A 13,587-nucleotide genomic window follows, 5' to 3' on the forward strand; every position below is an offset into this window, starting at 1 on the left:
GCGATCTGAGTGGATTTTGACGTTGCTTTTATGTTTCAGGCCTTTCTAGCCGCACTTCATTATTTGCCAACGACGCTGCTATTAGGTTTTCTCCCGCTATTATTCGGCTCCGTGTTTGGCTTTGGCATTGCCCTTATTCGTTTTTATCAAGTGCCTATATTGTCTCCATTGTTCAAATGGTTTGTGGCGATTTTTAAAGCCATTCCTGTTGTATTAATCTTGCTCGTATCTTATCTTATTTTTTCCGATTCGCTCGATCAATTGGCTGCATCTCTTTCGCTGCCCATCCGTTTTAGCGATTTAGATAGACGATGGATTGCCATTTTCGCCCTTTCTTTATATGCCGTCAGCGGGTTATCAGAGATATTTCGAAGCTCTCTTGCGTCCATCCCAAAGGGCCAATTTGATGCCGCTCTATCCGTTGGTTTCACAGGCAGACAGGTGTTGCGAAGAGTGATCATTCCACAAGTCTTTCCCATCTCTCTTCCTTTACTGAACAACATGCTCATCAGTTTAATCAAAGCCTCTTCTCTCGTCTCTATGGTATCTGTGGTCGATATTTTAAACGGCGCTTTAATCAAAGCCAATGTGAACTATCGTTATCTTGAAGCCTACATTGCTGTTGCCCTTATTTACTGGGCGCTGTGTGCCTCTATTGAAGCCATTACAGCCGGATATGAGAAATATGGACACAAAAACAAAAGGAGGCGATTGGCATGATTCACATCAAACAAGTGCATAAAGCATTCGGTCAAAACCAGATTCTAAAGGGAATTGATTTAACGGTAGAAAAAGGCGAAGTCGTTGTCATTTTAGGTCCGAGCGGCTCTGGGAAATCAACATTTCTCAGATGCTTAAATTTTCTTGAGCGTGCGGATCAAGGCGAGATCAGCATTGATCACACCAGTGTCACATTCAATCAAGCAAAACCGAAAGACATTCTAGCAATTCGCAGAAAAACAGCCATGGTCTTTCAGCAATACGACCTGTTTATTCATAAGACAGCACTTGAGAATGTCATGGAAGGCTTAGTCATTGCCCGTAAACAACCGAAAGACCATGCCTATGACACAGCCCTCCATTTGCTCACAAAAGTAGGGTTACTAGAGAAAAAAGATGCCTATCCGCATCAATTATCTGGCGGACAGCAGCAGCGAGTAGGCATTGCAAGAGCACTTGCATTGAATCCGGAAGTCATTTTGTTTGATGAGCCGACCTCCGCTTTAGATCCCGAGCTTGTAGGTGAAACACTTGACGTCATTAAACAAGTGGCACAAACCGGAGTCACCATGATCATCGTCACCCACGAGATGAGCTTTGCCTATGATATTGCCGACAGGGTCATTTTCATGGAAGATGGGGTCATTGTTGAATCAGGCACCCCAGTAGAAGTTTTTGAACAGACGAAGGAAGAACGGACAAAACAATTTTTAGCGAGATTTTCTTATCATCATTCCTAAAAAACAAGTCGATCCATGAGGTCGACTTGTTTCTGTTTCTATATGCGTGCAAAATAAAAACCAGTCTGTTCTAGCCATTGGCTATCACAAACTGGTTCTTGTCGTTAGTTCAATTCCTTCAACTGATCAATATAAGCAAGGGCTGCCTCAAATTCTTCGTCCGTATAGCGCTGCTTGCTTTTAATGGTGAAGACCTTTTCCTTTACCTCATCTTTTGGCAGATCATCAAAGTATAAAATCGTTGAGACAAGCTCTAGAAAACGAGACGATTGCTCATTCATCTGCTGCGTCAGCACTTTGAGGTCAGGCATGTCCACTTCACACTGATCGAGAAACTCTTTCCCATTGTCCGTCAGCGAATAGCGATATTGAAAGTATCCGCCCTTTTTTTCCTTCATTTCGTCCAAGAATCCAAGGTTGCACAGCTCTTCAATTCTGAGCGTCAACTCCTCTGAATAGGGGCCATAAAAATGAAAATCGTATTTCTCGTAAAAAGGCAAATCTAGCTTTTTTGCTATGTAAATCATTTTTTGCAGCTTCTTCCGTCCAACGATTTCCCCAGATTCAGAGAACACCTTCATCAACTTTGCATGCTCTTTCAACAAATTCCCGACATCTCCTTTTTCAGTACTTCCTTATCCCAATCCAAGCAGCTTCATGATCGCCTTCTTTTCTTCAGCTTTTTCCGACATATCTACAATTAAGTCCATCGGGAAATAAAGTTTATGATCGGTTCTTCGTTTACCGGAAATGGCGTCAACAATATCTGACTGTCTCGACAGTTCTTTAATATGACCACTTTGCGTCAAGAGATGGATCGGCAGCCGTTCTTCTTCTTCGCCCGGTCTATAGAAGTCATAAGGCAAATCAGAGGAAGAGTCGACCACTAAATAATAGTCAGGATCAATTCCTGCTTCTTTGAACAAAGCCGTCAGCTTGAAATATTTCGTCATTTCTTCATTTGGATTAAACTCTGTATATTGGAATAAACGGCGGTTCATAAAACGGCGGCACAAATCAGCCAGCACGTGATCTTCTTCATCTTCCCACGCCTGAAAATAAAATAAGACAATGGATTCATCTAGCTTAATATAGTCCTCTGTGGTGACATTTCCTTCAAAAATTGAATAAAAATGAACCGGGGCATGTGTAAAAATGTAGCCCGTTTCATGCAGCTCTTTTGCACGATGGAGAATTTTTGTTAAAATGACTTCCGCACTGCGTGTCACTGGATGGAAATAGACTTGCCAGTACATTTGATAGCGGCTCATAATATAATCCTCTACAGCATGCATCCCGCTCTGTTTCATCACAATTTGATCTTCTCTTGGACGCATTACGCGTAAAATACGTTCCATATCAAAGTGACCATAGCTGACGCCTGTATAGTAAGCATCCCGCTGCAAGTAATCCATTCGGTCGGCATCAATTTGACTTGAAATCAAACTGACCACCTGTTTGTTTTGATACGTTTTGGCAATGACTTCTGCTACATGCTTTGGAAAATCGTCACTGACCCGGCGCAGCACTTCATTTACTTCCGTCTGCCCTAAAATGATATCTCTTGTAAACGATTCATGATCTAAATGAAAGACCTTTTCAAAGGAATGAGAAAACGGACCATGTCCAAGGTCATGAAGCAGGGCGGCACTCAGTACAAGCTCACGCTCCCCTTCATCCCATTCGGGTCTTCCTTTAAACACATCATCCACAATTCGTCTGACAATCTCGTATACACCGAGTGAATGATTAAATCGGCTGTGTTCTGCCCCATGAAACGTTAAATAAGTGGTGCCTAGCTGTTTAATTCGTCTAAGGCGCTGGAACTCTCTCGTTCCGATTAAATCCCATATCAATGCATCCCGTACGTGAACATAGCGGTGCACAGGATCTTTAAATACCTTTTCTTCGGATAATTTCCCTTTTGGATACGCCATCGTTTCGTCCCTCTTTTTTTAAGACGTGTTTCTATTATATCGGGTAACTTTTCCCGAAAACATCCTTGAATTTGCTGGCGAATGTGTTCTCATAGATTGAACGGACGTAAAAAGCCCGACCTGACAGGGACGGACCTCTTTTTAGGTCGACTGAACACATTCAGTGACATTTATTTGACTTTTTTTTGAACCTTTTCGAGTAACTCATCTTCTGTTGGTGCGGATAATGGGCGATTGTTCACAAACGCAAAAGCCTTTTTTCGTCCTGGACCGCAATACGATTGACAGCCAATCTCAATTTTTGCATCAGGGTCAACCGATTTAAGTCGAGGCAATAACGTTTTTAGGTTCGTCGCATCACAATCGTCACATACGCGAAACTCATTAGCCATGTTCTTACGCTTCCTTTCAATGATGAAACTTCATTCTATATGAAACAGTTGGACAACTAAGAGTGAATAATATACCACCCAACATTGTACATCGAAGCGACTGGAGTTGCAAGAAGCATTGTCAGCACAGAGACGTATTCACATAAAAGCTAGTATTTTCCACTATCCTTTTAGCAAACTTGTATAAACCTTCTTCAACTTGGCTAATCTAATACCATCAAATCTTATGGGGGTTTAAACACATGTCAAAACAAAGACAAGATGCTTGGTCAGAGGAAAATGATCTCCTTCTGGCAGAAACCGTCTTACGTCACGTCAGAGAGGGCAGTACACAGCTTAACGCATTTGAAGAAGTGGGAGACAAGCTAAACCGTACCTCAGCGGCATGCGGATTTAGATGGAATGCTGTCGTGAGGCATCAATATGAAAAAGCATTGGCACTTGCCAAAAAACAGCGTAAACAACGCATGCGTGCTCTCGGCAATGGACAGCCTGCGAAAAAACGTTTGCTCTATCAGCCGCAAGTTGAAGAAACGATCACACAGGAAGAGTTCTCTCAAGAACTGGAACCTGCGCAAGAAGAAACGTTTGCACCTGCAGCCGAAACAGCCGAACAGCTTCAATTTGTGGATCAAAGCTACAATGAAGAGTTAGCTAGTTTATCACATTTATTGTCACAGGCTTCTCAAGTGACAGAGAAAAAGCCAGAAACCAATCCATTTGGGCAGCGCCAAGAGTTAACCATTGAGGATATCATTGATTTCTTACGCCGCTATGAAGGCGATGGACAGCAATCTTCTGCCTTACGCATGGAAAACAGCCGGTTAAAACGAGAAAACAACGAACTTTCACATAAAGTGTCTCAACTAGAAGCTGAAGTGAAAAAGCTTGAAAAGGATCAGCTCACCATTCAAGAAGATTATGAAACACTCGTCAAAATCATGAACCGTGCAAGAAAACTAGTTTTGTTTGAAGAGGACGACAGTGCCGCACCAACCTTTAAAATGGACCGGAACGGCAACCTTGAAAAAATGGCTGAATAACCAAAAAGTGCTCCCCATCTGCGGGAAGCACTTTTTTAAATATCCAAAAATAGCATCACGCTAAAAAGGACATTGATCAAGAAGACGAACATAAAAATGTACCTAACTTGCCTCACCTGAAAATCACCAAAGATAAAAATATAAAGCCCTGCGATACCAAGCGTCAGTACAGGCTGAAGAAACGGCACGAAAAGCGAAATGCCGTAACCGGCTCCTATGATGACAGGAAGCCATAGTAAATAGAGGTAACCGCCATTTTTAGATTTCAAGAAACCACTCCCTCTCTTTCTTCTATCTGCTTGATTTCAGGCTGAACAAACTTGAGTCCAGCCATTGTACGTCTGCGTTTTTGTGATGTCCAAATCGCAATCGCCGGCTGATCCGTTAGAGATTCTGTGTCAATGGTGATCAGCACTTGCCCATTTAATTCAATTGAATCTTCAAACTCAATTTTGCACCCAGATAAACTGATATCATGTATGATCACCGGCACCTTCTCTTCTAGTCGGTCCTCATAGGCGATCGTGCCTGTCACACCTTGCAATGGCCTTCTCATCCATTTGCGACGCAGAGCCTTTGGTACCTTCTCCGTTTCTCTTAAAAAGCGGAGAAACGTCCGAACAGCATACGATTTTTTCTCACGATCCGTCATCGCTACATGCTCTCGTGTGAATAAGAAACGGATCAGTGATAAATACTCTGATTTTTGTGTGTCAGTAAAAGCAACACCAACCATCAGCTGGTCTCCCTCTGGATAGCTCCAAACCACGTCACACGACACGCTTTCATTCTCTGAAAAAAATAATTGCGTTTGTCCTTGATAAAGAGAAGACGCTTGGTCCAATGGAATGGACAGACGCGCACCTGAATCACTCATATCTAGTAGAAAACAAGCAAGCGACTGATCTTGATGATCAGAACGAAGATGCCCCTCTTTTTCAATGATAAATCGCTCTGATTTCCGATAACGCGGACGGTCAAACGCCACAAGCAGTGCCATGAATAGGCCTGCACCGTTATAAAGCACCCAAAAAATATTAATCAACATGAGATCAGCGTTCATCGTCCCATTTACCTTCACATCGTAACCTATTTTCACAAGGGCAAGCAATGAGAGCAGCAAGAAGATCAGATGGGGAATCATCGTTTTCAAATGAAAATGCCTTTTGTCCGTTTGAATTCCCTTCGGTGTCACCAGAAATTCAACACGTTTCTTCAAGAACAGTTCACTGAGTGCCACACCAGCTAAGTGGAATGCCATTGAACTTTCATAAATATGACTCCAAAACATACTTCTTTTTTGATTCGACACAAGTTTAAATGCTAAATACGAGCTAAAGAACGCCGGCAGCCAAAACATGAAAACGGACTGGAAATCTGCCCAGAAACTTTGAATACCAAACAATAAAAACAAAATCGGTGTGAGAATATAAATCATTTTAAACAAACCGTTAAACCAATACACAATGCCATCTAAATAAAGAACACGCTGCATCAGCGTTAAGCCGCGAACCTTCAATGGATTAAACTTACGGGCACACTGAATGTTCCCTCTCGACCAGCGATCTCTCTGCTTTAACAGATCAAGCCAGCTTTCAGGTGCCAGACCGACGGCTAATACTTCTCCGACAGACACAGATTTGAATTTCCCCTGAAGAAGCATTCCTGTTGCCATGTCTTCTGTAATTACTCCTGTAGCAAATCCGCCAATTTCATCTAATGCCGTTCTTCTAAATACCGTATTACTCCCAACATACATGACGGCATTAAACCGATCCTTACCAGCTTGGAGAGTTTGCATGAAGAAGTCCTGCTCATTTGGAATTCGATCTTTCGAGAACATATTATATTGGAAAGGATCTTCGTTATAAAACGCCTGTGGAACTTGAACAAACGCAGTTGCCCCATCATGAAAATAGGGCACTGTTTTTTCTAAAAATGAAGGAAGAGGGACCATATCTGCATCAAGTGTCAGAATCAGCTCTCCATCCGTTTGAGACATCGCATGATTTAAATTACCTGCCTTAGCAAATCTGTTATCTGTTCTTGTCAGATAATGAACACCAAACTCAGAAGCAAGCTGCTCTACTGCTTCCCTATTGCCATCATCACATAAATAAATTTGAACGCTTTCCTTCGGATAAGAGAGATTCAAACAACCTGCAACAGTACGTTTCAGCACCTCAATTGGTTCATTATATGTAGCTATGAAAATATCAACTGTTGGCAGCCTGTCAAGATCACTAATCATGACTTGTTTCCGATTTGAAGGCTTCCAAACCAGTGTATAAAACACAAGCAACTGGATAAACCCAATGCATTCACAGGCAACAAGCAAAATGCCCATGACAACATTAAAAGTACCTTCATGCGGCAATGTAAAGAAGAGGCGCCAGCAAATATAGGCAGCATTTGTTAACACACATAGCACAATGATGACTTTTTTCACAGTAGAGGCCATTGGCTGGATACGATATATCATATACAACAGAGACAAAATACAAAGCATAAACAGCGGGTAATACGTGGTGATGAATGACAAAACATTTTCCTTCTTTCTTATGTCATAAAGGACTATCACATATAAAATGTCATAGCAAAGGAGGGGATTCTTCCATTACATTGCCCCTCCATGTCTATATAAATCATTTCCACAATCGATCTAACTGATTTGAATAAAAATCAATGGCCTTTCGATAACTCAAAATAGCAGGATCGTTTGTCGTTTCAGTTAAACAGTTCAGTAATATTTCCATGGCTTTGTTATGTTCATTTAAATTATACAAAGTCATGGCATAAAACGTTTGAATGGCTTTATTATGCGGATAAGCTTCCATCGCATGGAGGAATATCTGTTTTGACTGTTCATATTCCCCTATGGTTCTGTATGTACTTCCTAATCCTAAAAAAGCATCTTCTCTTTCTTCTGAAGACAAACCTAGCTCAAGCGCCCTCTCATAAAAAAAGACAGCTTGTTTTTCCTTCCCTAACACATCATAGCTCCAAGCACATTGATAGTGAATGGAGGCATGATCTGGATACTCTTCTACAAGACGGATGAGCATGTCATTGGATTCTTGAAGATGTCCACTTTCTCGAAGTTCAATCGCTTTCAGAAGTTTCGTTTCCATTACATCACCCCTATTTTTAAGATGGCTGGAAAGATATGTTTACGAGAACACTTTCTCATTCCGCTCAATCATCCGTGTCATGTTCTTCTCAAACTCCAGTTGTTCCTCGGTGGTCAACCCTGAAGCGGTCAGTTGCTCGCTCAGCTTTTGAAGTTCTTCTAGTAAAAGACGCATGAGAAGCGCACAGTCAATGGGTTCTCCAGTTAATTCTGATAGGGATGCCATCGTATCAGGCTGTATATCAGGGAATACCGCTTTCACCTCATGCCGTTTATCCTTTAAGGCCGCCTCATAAAAACGGCGAATCAAATCAGCTCGTTCCCGGCCGCTTCCATCTGCACACAAATAGATCTGCACAGCGACCCCTCCGCGTAATCTACGCTGAGAAATGCCGGCAAATTTCTTTCCATTGATGCTTAGATCATAGCTGCCCGGACAATAAGATCCGACAATCTCATAAGCTTCAATGTCCACCTCATACAGCGACAGCATCCGGCGGATCAATTCCACCATCGCATCATATCCTCGGTCAATATCAATGCCCTTCTTTTGTTCCGCAAAGATTAAAGACACATTCAGTACGCCTTCATCCAGCACAACAGCAAGACCGCCTGAATTGCGCACAATCACGCGATATCCCTCTTTCGCAAGAAGCTTTACACCATCTTGGAGAAATGGAAGTCTTGTATCCTGAATCCCAAGAACGATCGTATTGTGGTGCACCCAAGAACGCGCTGTCGCTGGTGAGAGTCCTTTCCCGACCGACGCACAAAGCGTATCATCCATCGCAAAAGATTGCTTTGGGTCTACATAGAGACCAAGGCTCGATTGATCTATGATTCGCCATGTCGGCTGCGTCAATAACTCAATAGGTTCATTTTTCATGTCCTGCATATCCTCTCGTTCATAAACTGTGTTTATTATAACATGGAGGGAGAATGAGAGAGAAAAAAGCTCTATGACAAGGAACGTCACAGAGCTTTTCAACTGGATTTGGTTTTCTTGTTCTTCCTTTTCGAAATGAAATAAACAGCTACAATCAAAACGACAGGAACCCCAACCACGAGGCATGCAGCGATCAATGTGTTCCACGGCAAATCGATCATCTCCTTAATAGACTAAACTTCTATGAAACAGCCGTGACTTACCCAGCTTAACAAGTCTTCAGCCACCAATTCCGCATGCTGAGGGTCCATCACACCAGCATCGACGATCCACACTTTTTTCTCTTCTTCTGCCTGCCGCATAAGAAATACTCGCCCGCCGCCATCGTCACCAATGGCTACATAGCCGCTGGCATAATGATGGACTTCCCATGTTTTATTGCGTTCTACTATGTCTTCAGTTCCGTATAAAAGCAGGTCGCCTCCAATGGAACATCCATTTGATTGTTTCAGTAAGACTTGATGGGCATGAGGAAACATCATATTTAGTTCAGCTTCTGCCTCTTTGATATGTATGTCACTTGCTGGTTCGTTCATGACCAAGTTGGGAATCTGAGAAAAATGAATCATTTTGAATGCCTCCTAAAAGGTTGAACTAGCGTTTATTCAGCTGATTTTGTCATAATCATTTTATACACCCGCAGGAGCACCTTTAATAGAAAATAGAAAATGATGACATCGAGTATAAAACCAAAAAATAGAAATTCAACACCATAATTTGAATGCAGGACTAGCCAATCAATGGGAAAACCCCGATAAACCGAACCGGCATGTGGGACATAAACCCCTCTCATAAAAGCTGTCCCAATGACGAGAAGAACACTGATGCTTAATAGCCAATTGACTGTTTTTTTGTTGATGTGTTTTTTCTGATTCATACGAATTCCTTTCTGTGTTTTTGTATCGCTTTCTAATAGAAAGACTTCTACATATCACTATATAATCAATACAACAGTTCTTTTAGTAGACTTTCCGCTTTATGTAATTCATCTAAGAATGGATTTAGATAGTCATTATGACTATCCAAGTAAGCCCTAACTCCGCCAATGATAAAGATCTTTTGGAGATCATCATTGGCTTGCATGATTCTTTGGGCATTCTTGTATCTTCTATATATTAATTCAAGTACACCTTGATGGATCTCTTGCGAATATTCTTTTTCTAGGATGTTGATGACCGTTTGGATTTGTTTCGTTAGTTCTTGTTTTTTGTGCATTTAATGCTCCTTAAGACTTCGGCTCATACTAATAAATATCTAACCGTTGACAATTAAAACTTATAAAATCGCCTTCATTTATATCTCCCGGTATATTGTAATCTAATTCTAATAAAAGTCCGCCTACCTTCACTTTTTCATCACGCTTATCAATTAATTGTCCTAAAAAACTATAACTGAAATTATCATCTAATTTTTCAATTCTATACTCTGACAATTCAGCTTTCACTAAGTCTGACACATCTAAACAATAAATAGGTTCTAATAGTTCATTTTCTTCAAGGTAATTTAATGGTTGAGCAAAACACATTATTTCCAGTTCGCCATCTGTTACAATCACTTCAGCTTCTGAGGCTTCTTGTGAAATCCAGTTTATTTTTTTTATTTTCAATACGGTCACCTTTTCTATCACTTATTCTCATTTTTTTCGAAAAGAACCTGGTCTTTCCCACTCCTATTAGAGGTTCAGTTAACGATACATTCAGGTGAAAATTTCACAAAAACAGAGTTTGTACCATCATCCATCATTCTTTTTAATTCCTTACCTAATGAATAATTAGAATCTGGTTCTGTTTGCAATACACAAACAATATTTCCACCCTCACCTTGAGTAAGACAGGTTAATTGTAAATATTCATTGTTATCATAAATAAAAGAAACGATGTAATCATAGAAATTACCTTCTAGGTTATCCTTATTTAATTCCTCCGTAAAAACTCTAACTACGGTTCCGGCCCATATTTGAGTATCATCTTCAACTTCCTGAACAGTTATCCAATCATTATTCATCATTCTATTACATCCCTACTTTAATCCTACTTTCACTTCACCATCATGAAATATTTCAATAACATAACCAGAAGATGGTGAAAAAATCCATGTATCAAAACTGACTGCAGTAACATCATCTATAGCTTCAAAAACTTTATCTAAAGTAGATTGAATAATTGGTAACGTCCCTTCATCCCAAATGATATAAACAACATCATTATACTCATCCATTTTTTGATTTAAAAAGGATTGTATCTCATCAAACGTATTCACTTCAGCATAAGAAGATAAATTTTTCCATTCAATTTGCCCCCAATCAGAAAATGGAAATGAACTTTCAAAATGGCTTAATATTTTCTCCCTACTATTATCATATAAAACGTGTACATTCTCACCAAGTGCCTCAATACATTCTTCAAATAAACTCATATAAAATCTCCTTATCTATTCAGATGTTTTAATAAAGATTTAAAAGTACCTTCGTTACCTTCAAATGGTATAGCGATTTTCTTTGCATTAGCTCCTTTGCCATTACGAAAATCTTCAATATTTATATGTGGTCCCTTATTAGGATCATAATCTAATCTCCATCTTACTTTTCCGTCAGCAGACTGCCTACCAACAACTTTACCATACCCAGCACTCGACTTAAGCGTACCTGTATATGGTTGTACATTGGGTCCTAGGTCTCCAACTAAGTCTACTGTCTTATTTCTGGCTTGTTCATAGGTTTTAACTTTATCTAATATTTGTTCTCCTCTTCCAATACCCTTTGCACTCTTCTCAACCCTCTTAGCTACCTTCTCCCCTTTAATAATCTTAAAAACATATTTCCCCACTTTAACAATGTTAGCGCTTGGAACCATGTACACCCCTGATACCAAACGATCCATACCTGCGACTTTATCACCTGTTATTGGATCTCTTCCTGTAATAACCCGAATCGCGTCGTTTATTCCTGTAAATTCAACTGCTGCATTTAAAATATTTTGGGGTTGATCGCCTGTTTTCACATCAGAAATCGGTTTAACGCTCTCAATCGTTACTTTGTTTTTTTCTGATATCCGTAACCGATACAGCATTCCATCTCTCATGACTTCAACCGTCTTTGCATTTTCGAAGTTAATCTTTTTGTACTCATTTAACTTGTATACTTTTCCATTTAAGGTTACGGTGGTTTGATTAATTTTACTAGACGACATTTCTCGAACCACCGTATCCACATTCGCCTGTTCTTTCTCATTCAATTTCTTCAGCATGATCATCATCGGATTGTCTTTCGGATTGTCTATTTTGTCATTCAATCCGCTGATCGTGCTGCTTACTTTTTCTTCTTTTGTGTCTTTGAAAATAGACCCTTTTTGATAGCTCGTGATGTCGATTTTTGGACTGGTGAACATGGTGCTTAGCGTGTTGATGTATTGCTTCATTGTTTGCAATGCACTTGTTGTTTCATTCATAGCACTTGTTTGTTCTCTGTCAAAGGCATGGAGCAGTCCAATGGTTCTGGATGTCTCAAGCCACGCTTTTTGATAGCTCTGTTGAAAAGCAGACTCGTCTACGTGAGGCAAGTGAACGATATGACTGACCCTGCCGATCGCCTGGCTCACATCTGAAACAATGTCAGAAATCGCTCGCTCCGCTTTTTTTAAGCCTTGATCAAGTTCGTGTTCAATAAATGCTTGTGATATAAAACCGTGCTGATTTGATTCAAGGGTATGAAGTGCCTGCTTTGTTTGTTTGAGCGCAGAGCTGTATTCCTCAATGACAACCTGAAAAAATTGCAGGAAGGGAATATGGCATTCTGTATAAAAGGAGCGGATGGCTTGTCCCGCCTCTCCCTTTAGTGCGCCATCAAGTGAGATGATCTGTTGGATTTGTTTTTCTATGGAGCTAATTTGTTGTGATTGCTGCTTTAATGTATTCAGCGTTTGGTCAATTCCGTTTATTAGCGCAAAAGCATCAAGGGTTTTCATTGCGTTCTCCTTTATTTTCTTTTACTGCTGGAAGCAAGCGCCTTGTCCGTTTCGATCATGGTGTTCACCGCTTGTTCTGTTTGTACAAGTTGTTTCTGAAGAATGTCTATATAGGATGTACTTAATTCGGTCAGCTGCTGATTGATTTTTTCTAATGTGTCTGCCGTCAGGAGCTGATTTCTTCCTTTGATGGTTGTTGGAAGTGTTGCATTCATTTGAGCGCCTGATTGTTTTGCATGCTGCAATACTCGTTTGACCTGACTGGCATCTATTTTAATTTCTCTGCTCATGTGACTACCCTCTTTTTTCTTCCAATTGTTTCTGCTTTTCTTTCTCTATTTTTCTTTCAACCGAATGAATTTCATGTTCTAATGAATGGATCTCTGATTTTAAGTCGCTGATTTTCTCATCAATTCGGTTCACTAGATTGGTCAGCTGCACACTTTTTATCTCTTGACTGGCGGATGCCATCTCGTCTCGAATGTCATCAAACGTATCTGCGTGATGACCAAACCATGTATGTGAAGTCAAATCTGGATGAGTCATTTTCTTATTAGCATCTGCCAGAGCAGACTTCGCTTCTTTTATTTCTTTTCGACACATGTTCAGTTCTATGATTTGTTCTTTTTTTATGGATATGTCTGCCTTTAACGAATACAAGGCTGTTGTATAACCGATGATAGCTCCAGACATCGTCAAACACCTCTATTCCTCAAA

General features: G+C 40.5%; 19 protein-coding genes. 3 read left to right on the forward strand and 16 right to left on the reverse strand.

What is annotated here, in order from left to right; all coding sequences use genetic code 11:
• The first annotated feature begins 9 nt into the window (after nt 1-9).
• On the forward strand, nt 10-720 hold the full coding sequence (locus ES896_RS03720; RefSeq protein ID WP_024719446.1) for an ABC transporter permease subunit: 711 nt from the start codon (nt 10-12) through the stop codon (nt 718-720).
• Nucleotides 717-1,460 (forward strand): amino acid ABC transporter ATP-binding protein, encoded by a 744-nt coding sequence (locus ES896_RS03725; RefSeq protein ID WP_041091388.1) that lies wholly within the window; start codon nt 717-719, stop codon nt 1,458-1,460. Before ES896_RS03720 ends, ES896_RS03725 begins: the two co-directional genes overlap by 4 nt.
• A gap of 104 nt (nt 1,461-1,564) precedes the next feature.
• Here ES896_RS03725 and ES896_RS03730 read toward each other — a convergent pair whose 3' ends face one another.
• From ES896_RS03730 to ES896_RS03740, 3 genes are all read right to left on the reverse strand, one after another.
• Nucleotides 1,565-2,065 (reverse strand): YwgA family protein, encoded by a 501-nt coding sequence (locus tag ES896_RS03730; protein WP_024719448.1) that lies wholly within the window; start codon nt 2,063-2,065, stop codon nt 1,565-1,567.
• Between the two features lie 30 nt (nt 2,066-2,095).
• Nucleotides 2,096-3,397 (reverse strand): HD domain-containing protein, encoded by a 1,302-nt coding sequence (locus ES896_RS03735; protein ID WP_007497716.1) that lies wholly within the window; start codon nt 3,395-3,397, stop codon nt 2,096-2,098.
• A gap of 170 nt (nt 3,398-3,567) precedes the next feature.
• On the reverse strand, nt 3,568-3,789 hold the full coding sequence (locus ES896_RS03740) for a YuzB family protein (RefSeq protein WP_003215259.1): 222 nt from the start codon (nt 3,787-3,789) through the stop codon (nt 3,568-3,570).
• A gap of 242 nt (nt 3,790-4,031) precedes the next feature.
• Here ES896_RS03740 and ES896_RS03745 point away from each other — a divergent pair, with 242 nt between their 5' ends.
• Entirely contained in the window at nt 4,032-4,832 is an 801-nt protein-coding gene (locus tag ES896_RS03745; protein WP_135226425.1) for an RsfA family transcriptional regulator, read from the forward strand.
• A gap of 35 nt (nt 4,833-4,867) precedes the next feature.
• Here ES896_RS03745 and ES896_RS03750 read toward each other — a convergent pair whose 3' ends face one another.
• From ES896_RS03750 to ES896_RS03810, 13 genes are all read right to left on the reverse strand, one after another.
• Entirely contained in the window at nt 4,868-5,101 is a 234-nt protein-coding gene (locus ES896_RS03750; RefSeq protein WP_008343557.1) for a DUF5970 family protein, read from the reverse strand.
• Nucleotides 5,098-7,374 carry a glycosyltransferase gene (locus tag ES896_RS03755; protein ID WP_135226426.1) on the reverse strand — a complete coding sequence of 759 codons (2,277 nt, stop codon included), beginning with the start codon at nt 7,372-7,374 and terminating at the stop codon, nt 5,098-5,100. The genes ES896_RS03750 and ES896_RS03755 overlap by 4 nt, the downstream gene beginning before the upstream one ends.
• Before the next feature lie 103 nt (nt 7,375-7,477).
• Nucleotides 7,478-7,963 (reverse strand): tetratricopeptide repeat protein, encoded by a 486-nt coding sequence (locus ES896_RS03760; protein ID WP_008343561.1) that lies wholly within the window; start codon nt 7,961-7,963, stop codon nt 7,478-7,480.
• 39 nt (nt 7,964-8,002) lie between these two features.
• Complete coding sequence (gene lipL / locus ES896_RS03765) at nt 8,003-8,848, reverse strand: octanoyl-[GcvH]:protein N-octanoyltransferase (protein ID WP_008343563.1); 846 nt, start codon at nt 8,846-8,848, stop codon at nt 8,003-8,005.
• Nucleotides 8,849-9,081: 233 nt separating this feature from the next.
• A complete protein-coding gene (locus ES896_RS03770; protein ID WP_017368244.1) occupies nt 9,082-9,477 on the reverse strand; it encodes an SMI1/KNR4 family protein in 396 nt (131 codons plus the stop codon).
• 32 nt (nt 9,478-9,509) lie between these two features.
• Nucleotides 9,510-9,785, reverse strand: coding sequence for a hypothetical protein (locus tag ES896_RS03775; RefSeq protein WP_048002983.1), 276 nt, complete (start codon nt 9,783-9,785; stop codon nt 9,510-9,512).
• Between the two features lie 65 nt (nt 9,786-9,850).
• Nucleotides 9,851-10,123 (reverse strand): hypothetical protein, encoded by a 273-nt coding sequence (locus ES896_RS03780; protein ID WP_017360092.1) that lies wholly within the window; start codon nt 10,121-10,123, stop codon nt 9,851-9,853.
• Nucleotides 10,124-10,151: 28 nt separating this feature from the next.
• Nucleotides 10,152-10,514 (reverse strand): hypothetical protein, encoded by a 363-nt coding sequence (locus tag ES896_RS03785; protein WP_017360093.1) that lies wholly within the window; start codon nt 10,512-10,514, stop codon nt 10,152-10,154.
• A 74-nt stretch (nt 10,515-10,588) separates the two neighbouring features.
• Complete coding sequence (locus tag ES896_RS03790; protein ID WP_048002985.1) at nt 10,589-10,915, reverse strand: hypothetical protein; 327 nt, start codon at nt 10,913-10,915, stop codon at nt 10,589-10,591.
• Nucleotides 10,916-10,927: 12 nt separating this feature from the next.
• Entirely contained in the window at nt 10,928-11,323 is a 396-nt protein-coding gene (locus tag ES896_RS03795; protein ID WP_017360095.1) for a CDI toxin immunity protein, read from the reverse strand.
• Between the two features lie 11 nt (nt 11,324-11,334).
• Entirely contained in the window at nt 11,335-12,870 is a 1,536-nt protein-coding gene (locus ES896_RS03800; RefSeq protein ID WP_135226427.1) for a T7SS effector LXG polymorphic toxin, read from the reverse strand.
• Between the two features lie 11 nt (nt 12,871-12,881).
• A complete protein-coding gene (locus ES896_RS03805; protein ID WP_035389847.1) occupies nt 12,882-13,160 on the reverse strand; it encodes a YwqI/YxiC family protein in 279 nt (92 codons plus the stop codon).
• Between the two features lie 4 nt (nt 13,161-13,164).
• Entirely contained in the window at nt 13,165-13,563 is a 399-nt protein-coding gene (locus tag ES896_RS03810; protein ID WP_135226428.1) for a YwqH-like family protein, read from the reverse strand.
• Nucleotides 13,564-13,587: the final 24 nt, after the last annotated feature.

Origin of the sequence: Bacillus sp. 005/A4HT-01/001, assembly GCF_004634445.1 — a bacterium.
Taxonomy (GTDB): Bacteria; Bacillota; Bacilli; order Bacillales; family Bacillaceae; genus Bacillus; species Bacillus altitudinis.

What these genes read in the sequence shown, in the direction of transcription:
- lipL (WP_008343563.1), bottom strand. Translation starts at nt 8,848, where the DNA reads ATGAAAAATGAACCTATTGAGTTATTGACGCAGCCGACATGGCGAATC.
- ES896_RS03795 (WP_017360095.1), bottom strand. Translation starts at nt 11,323, where the DNA reads ATGAGTTTATTTGAAGAATGTATTGAGGCACTTGGTGAGAATGTACAC.
- ES896_RS03805 (WP_035389847.1), bottom strand. Translation starts at nt 13,160, where the DNA reads ATGAGCAGAGAAATTAAAATAGATGCCAGTCAGGTCAAACGAGTATTG.
- ES896_RS03745 (WP_135226425.1), top strand. Translation starts at nt 4,032, where the DNA reads ATGTCAAAACAAAGACAAGATGCTTGGTCAGAGGAAAATGATCTCCTT.
- ES896_RS03770 (WP_017368244.1), bottom strand. Translation starts at nt 9,477, where the DNA reads ATGATTCATTTTTCTCAGATTCCCAACTTGGTCATGAACGAACCAGCA.
- ES896_RS03800 (WP_135226427.1), bottom strand. Translation starts at nt 12,870, where the DNA reads ATGAAAACCCTTGATGCTTTTGCGCTAATAAACGGAATTGACCAAACG.
- ES896_RS03775 (WP_048002983.1), bottom strand. Translation starts at nt 9,785, where the DNA reads ATGAATCAGAAAAAACACATCAACAAAAAAACAGTCAATTGGCTATTA.
- ES896_RS03740 (WP_003215259.1), bottom strand. Translation starts at nt 3,789, where the DNA reads ATGGCTAATGAGTTTCGCGTATGTGACGATTGTGATGCGACGAACCTA.
- ES896_RS03780 (WP_017360092.1), bottom strand. Translation starts at nt 10,123, where the DNA reads ATGCACAAAAAACAAGAACTAACGAAACAAATCCAAACGGTCATCAAC.
- ES896_RS03760 (WP_008343561.1), bottom strand. Translation starts at nt 7,963, where the DNA reads ATGGAAACGAAACTTCTGAAAGCGATTGAACTTCGAGAAAGTGGACAT.
- ES896_RS03790 (WP_048002985.1), bottom strand. Translation starts at nt 10,915, where the DNA reads ATGATGAATAATGATTGGATAACTGTTCAGGAAGTTGAAGATGATACT.
- ES896_RS03735 (WP_007497716.1), bottom strand. Translation starts at nt 3,397, where the DNA reads ATGGCGTATCCAAAAGGGAAATTATCCGAAGAAAAGGTATTTAAAGAT.
- ES896_RS03810 (WP_135226428.1), bottom strand. Translation starts at nt 13,563, where the DNA reads ATGTCTGGAGCTATCATCGGTTATACAACAGCCTTGTATTCGTTAAAG.
- ES896_RS03725 (WP_041091388.1), top strand. Translation starts at nt 717, where the DNA reads ATGATTCACATCAAACAAGTGCATAAAGCATTCGGTCAAAACCAGATT.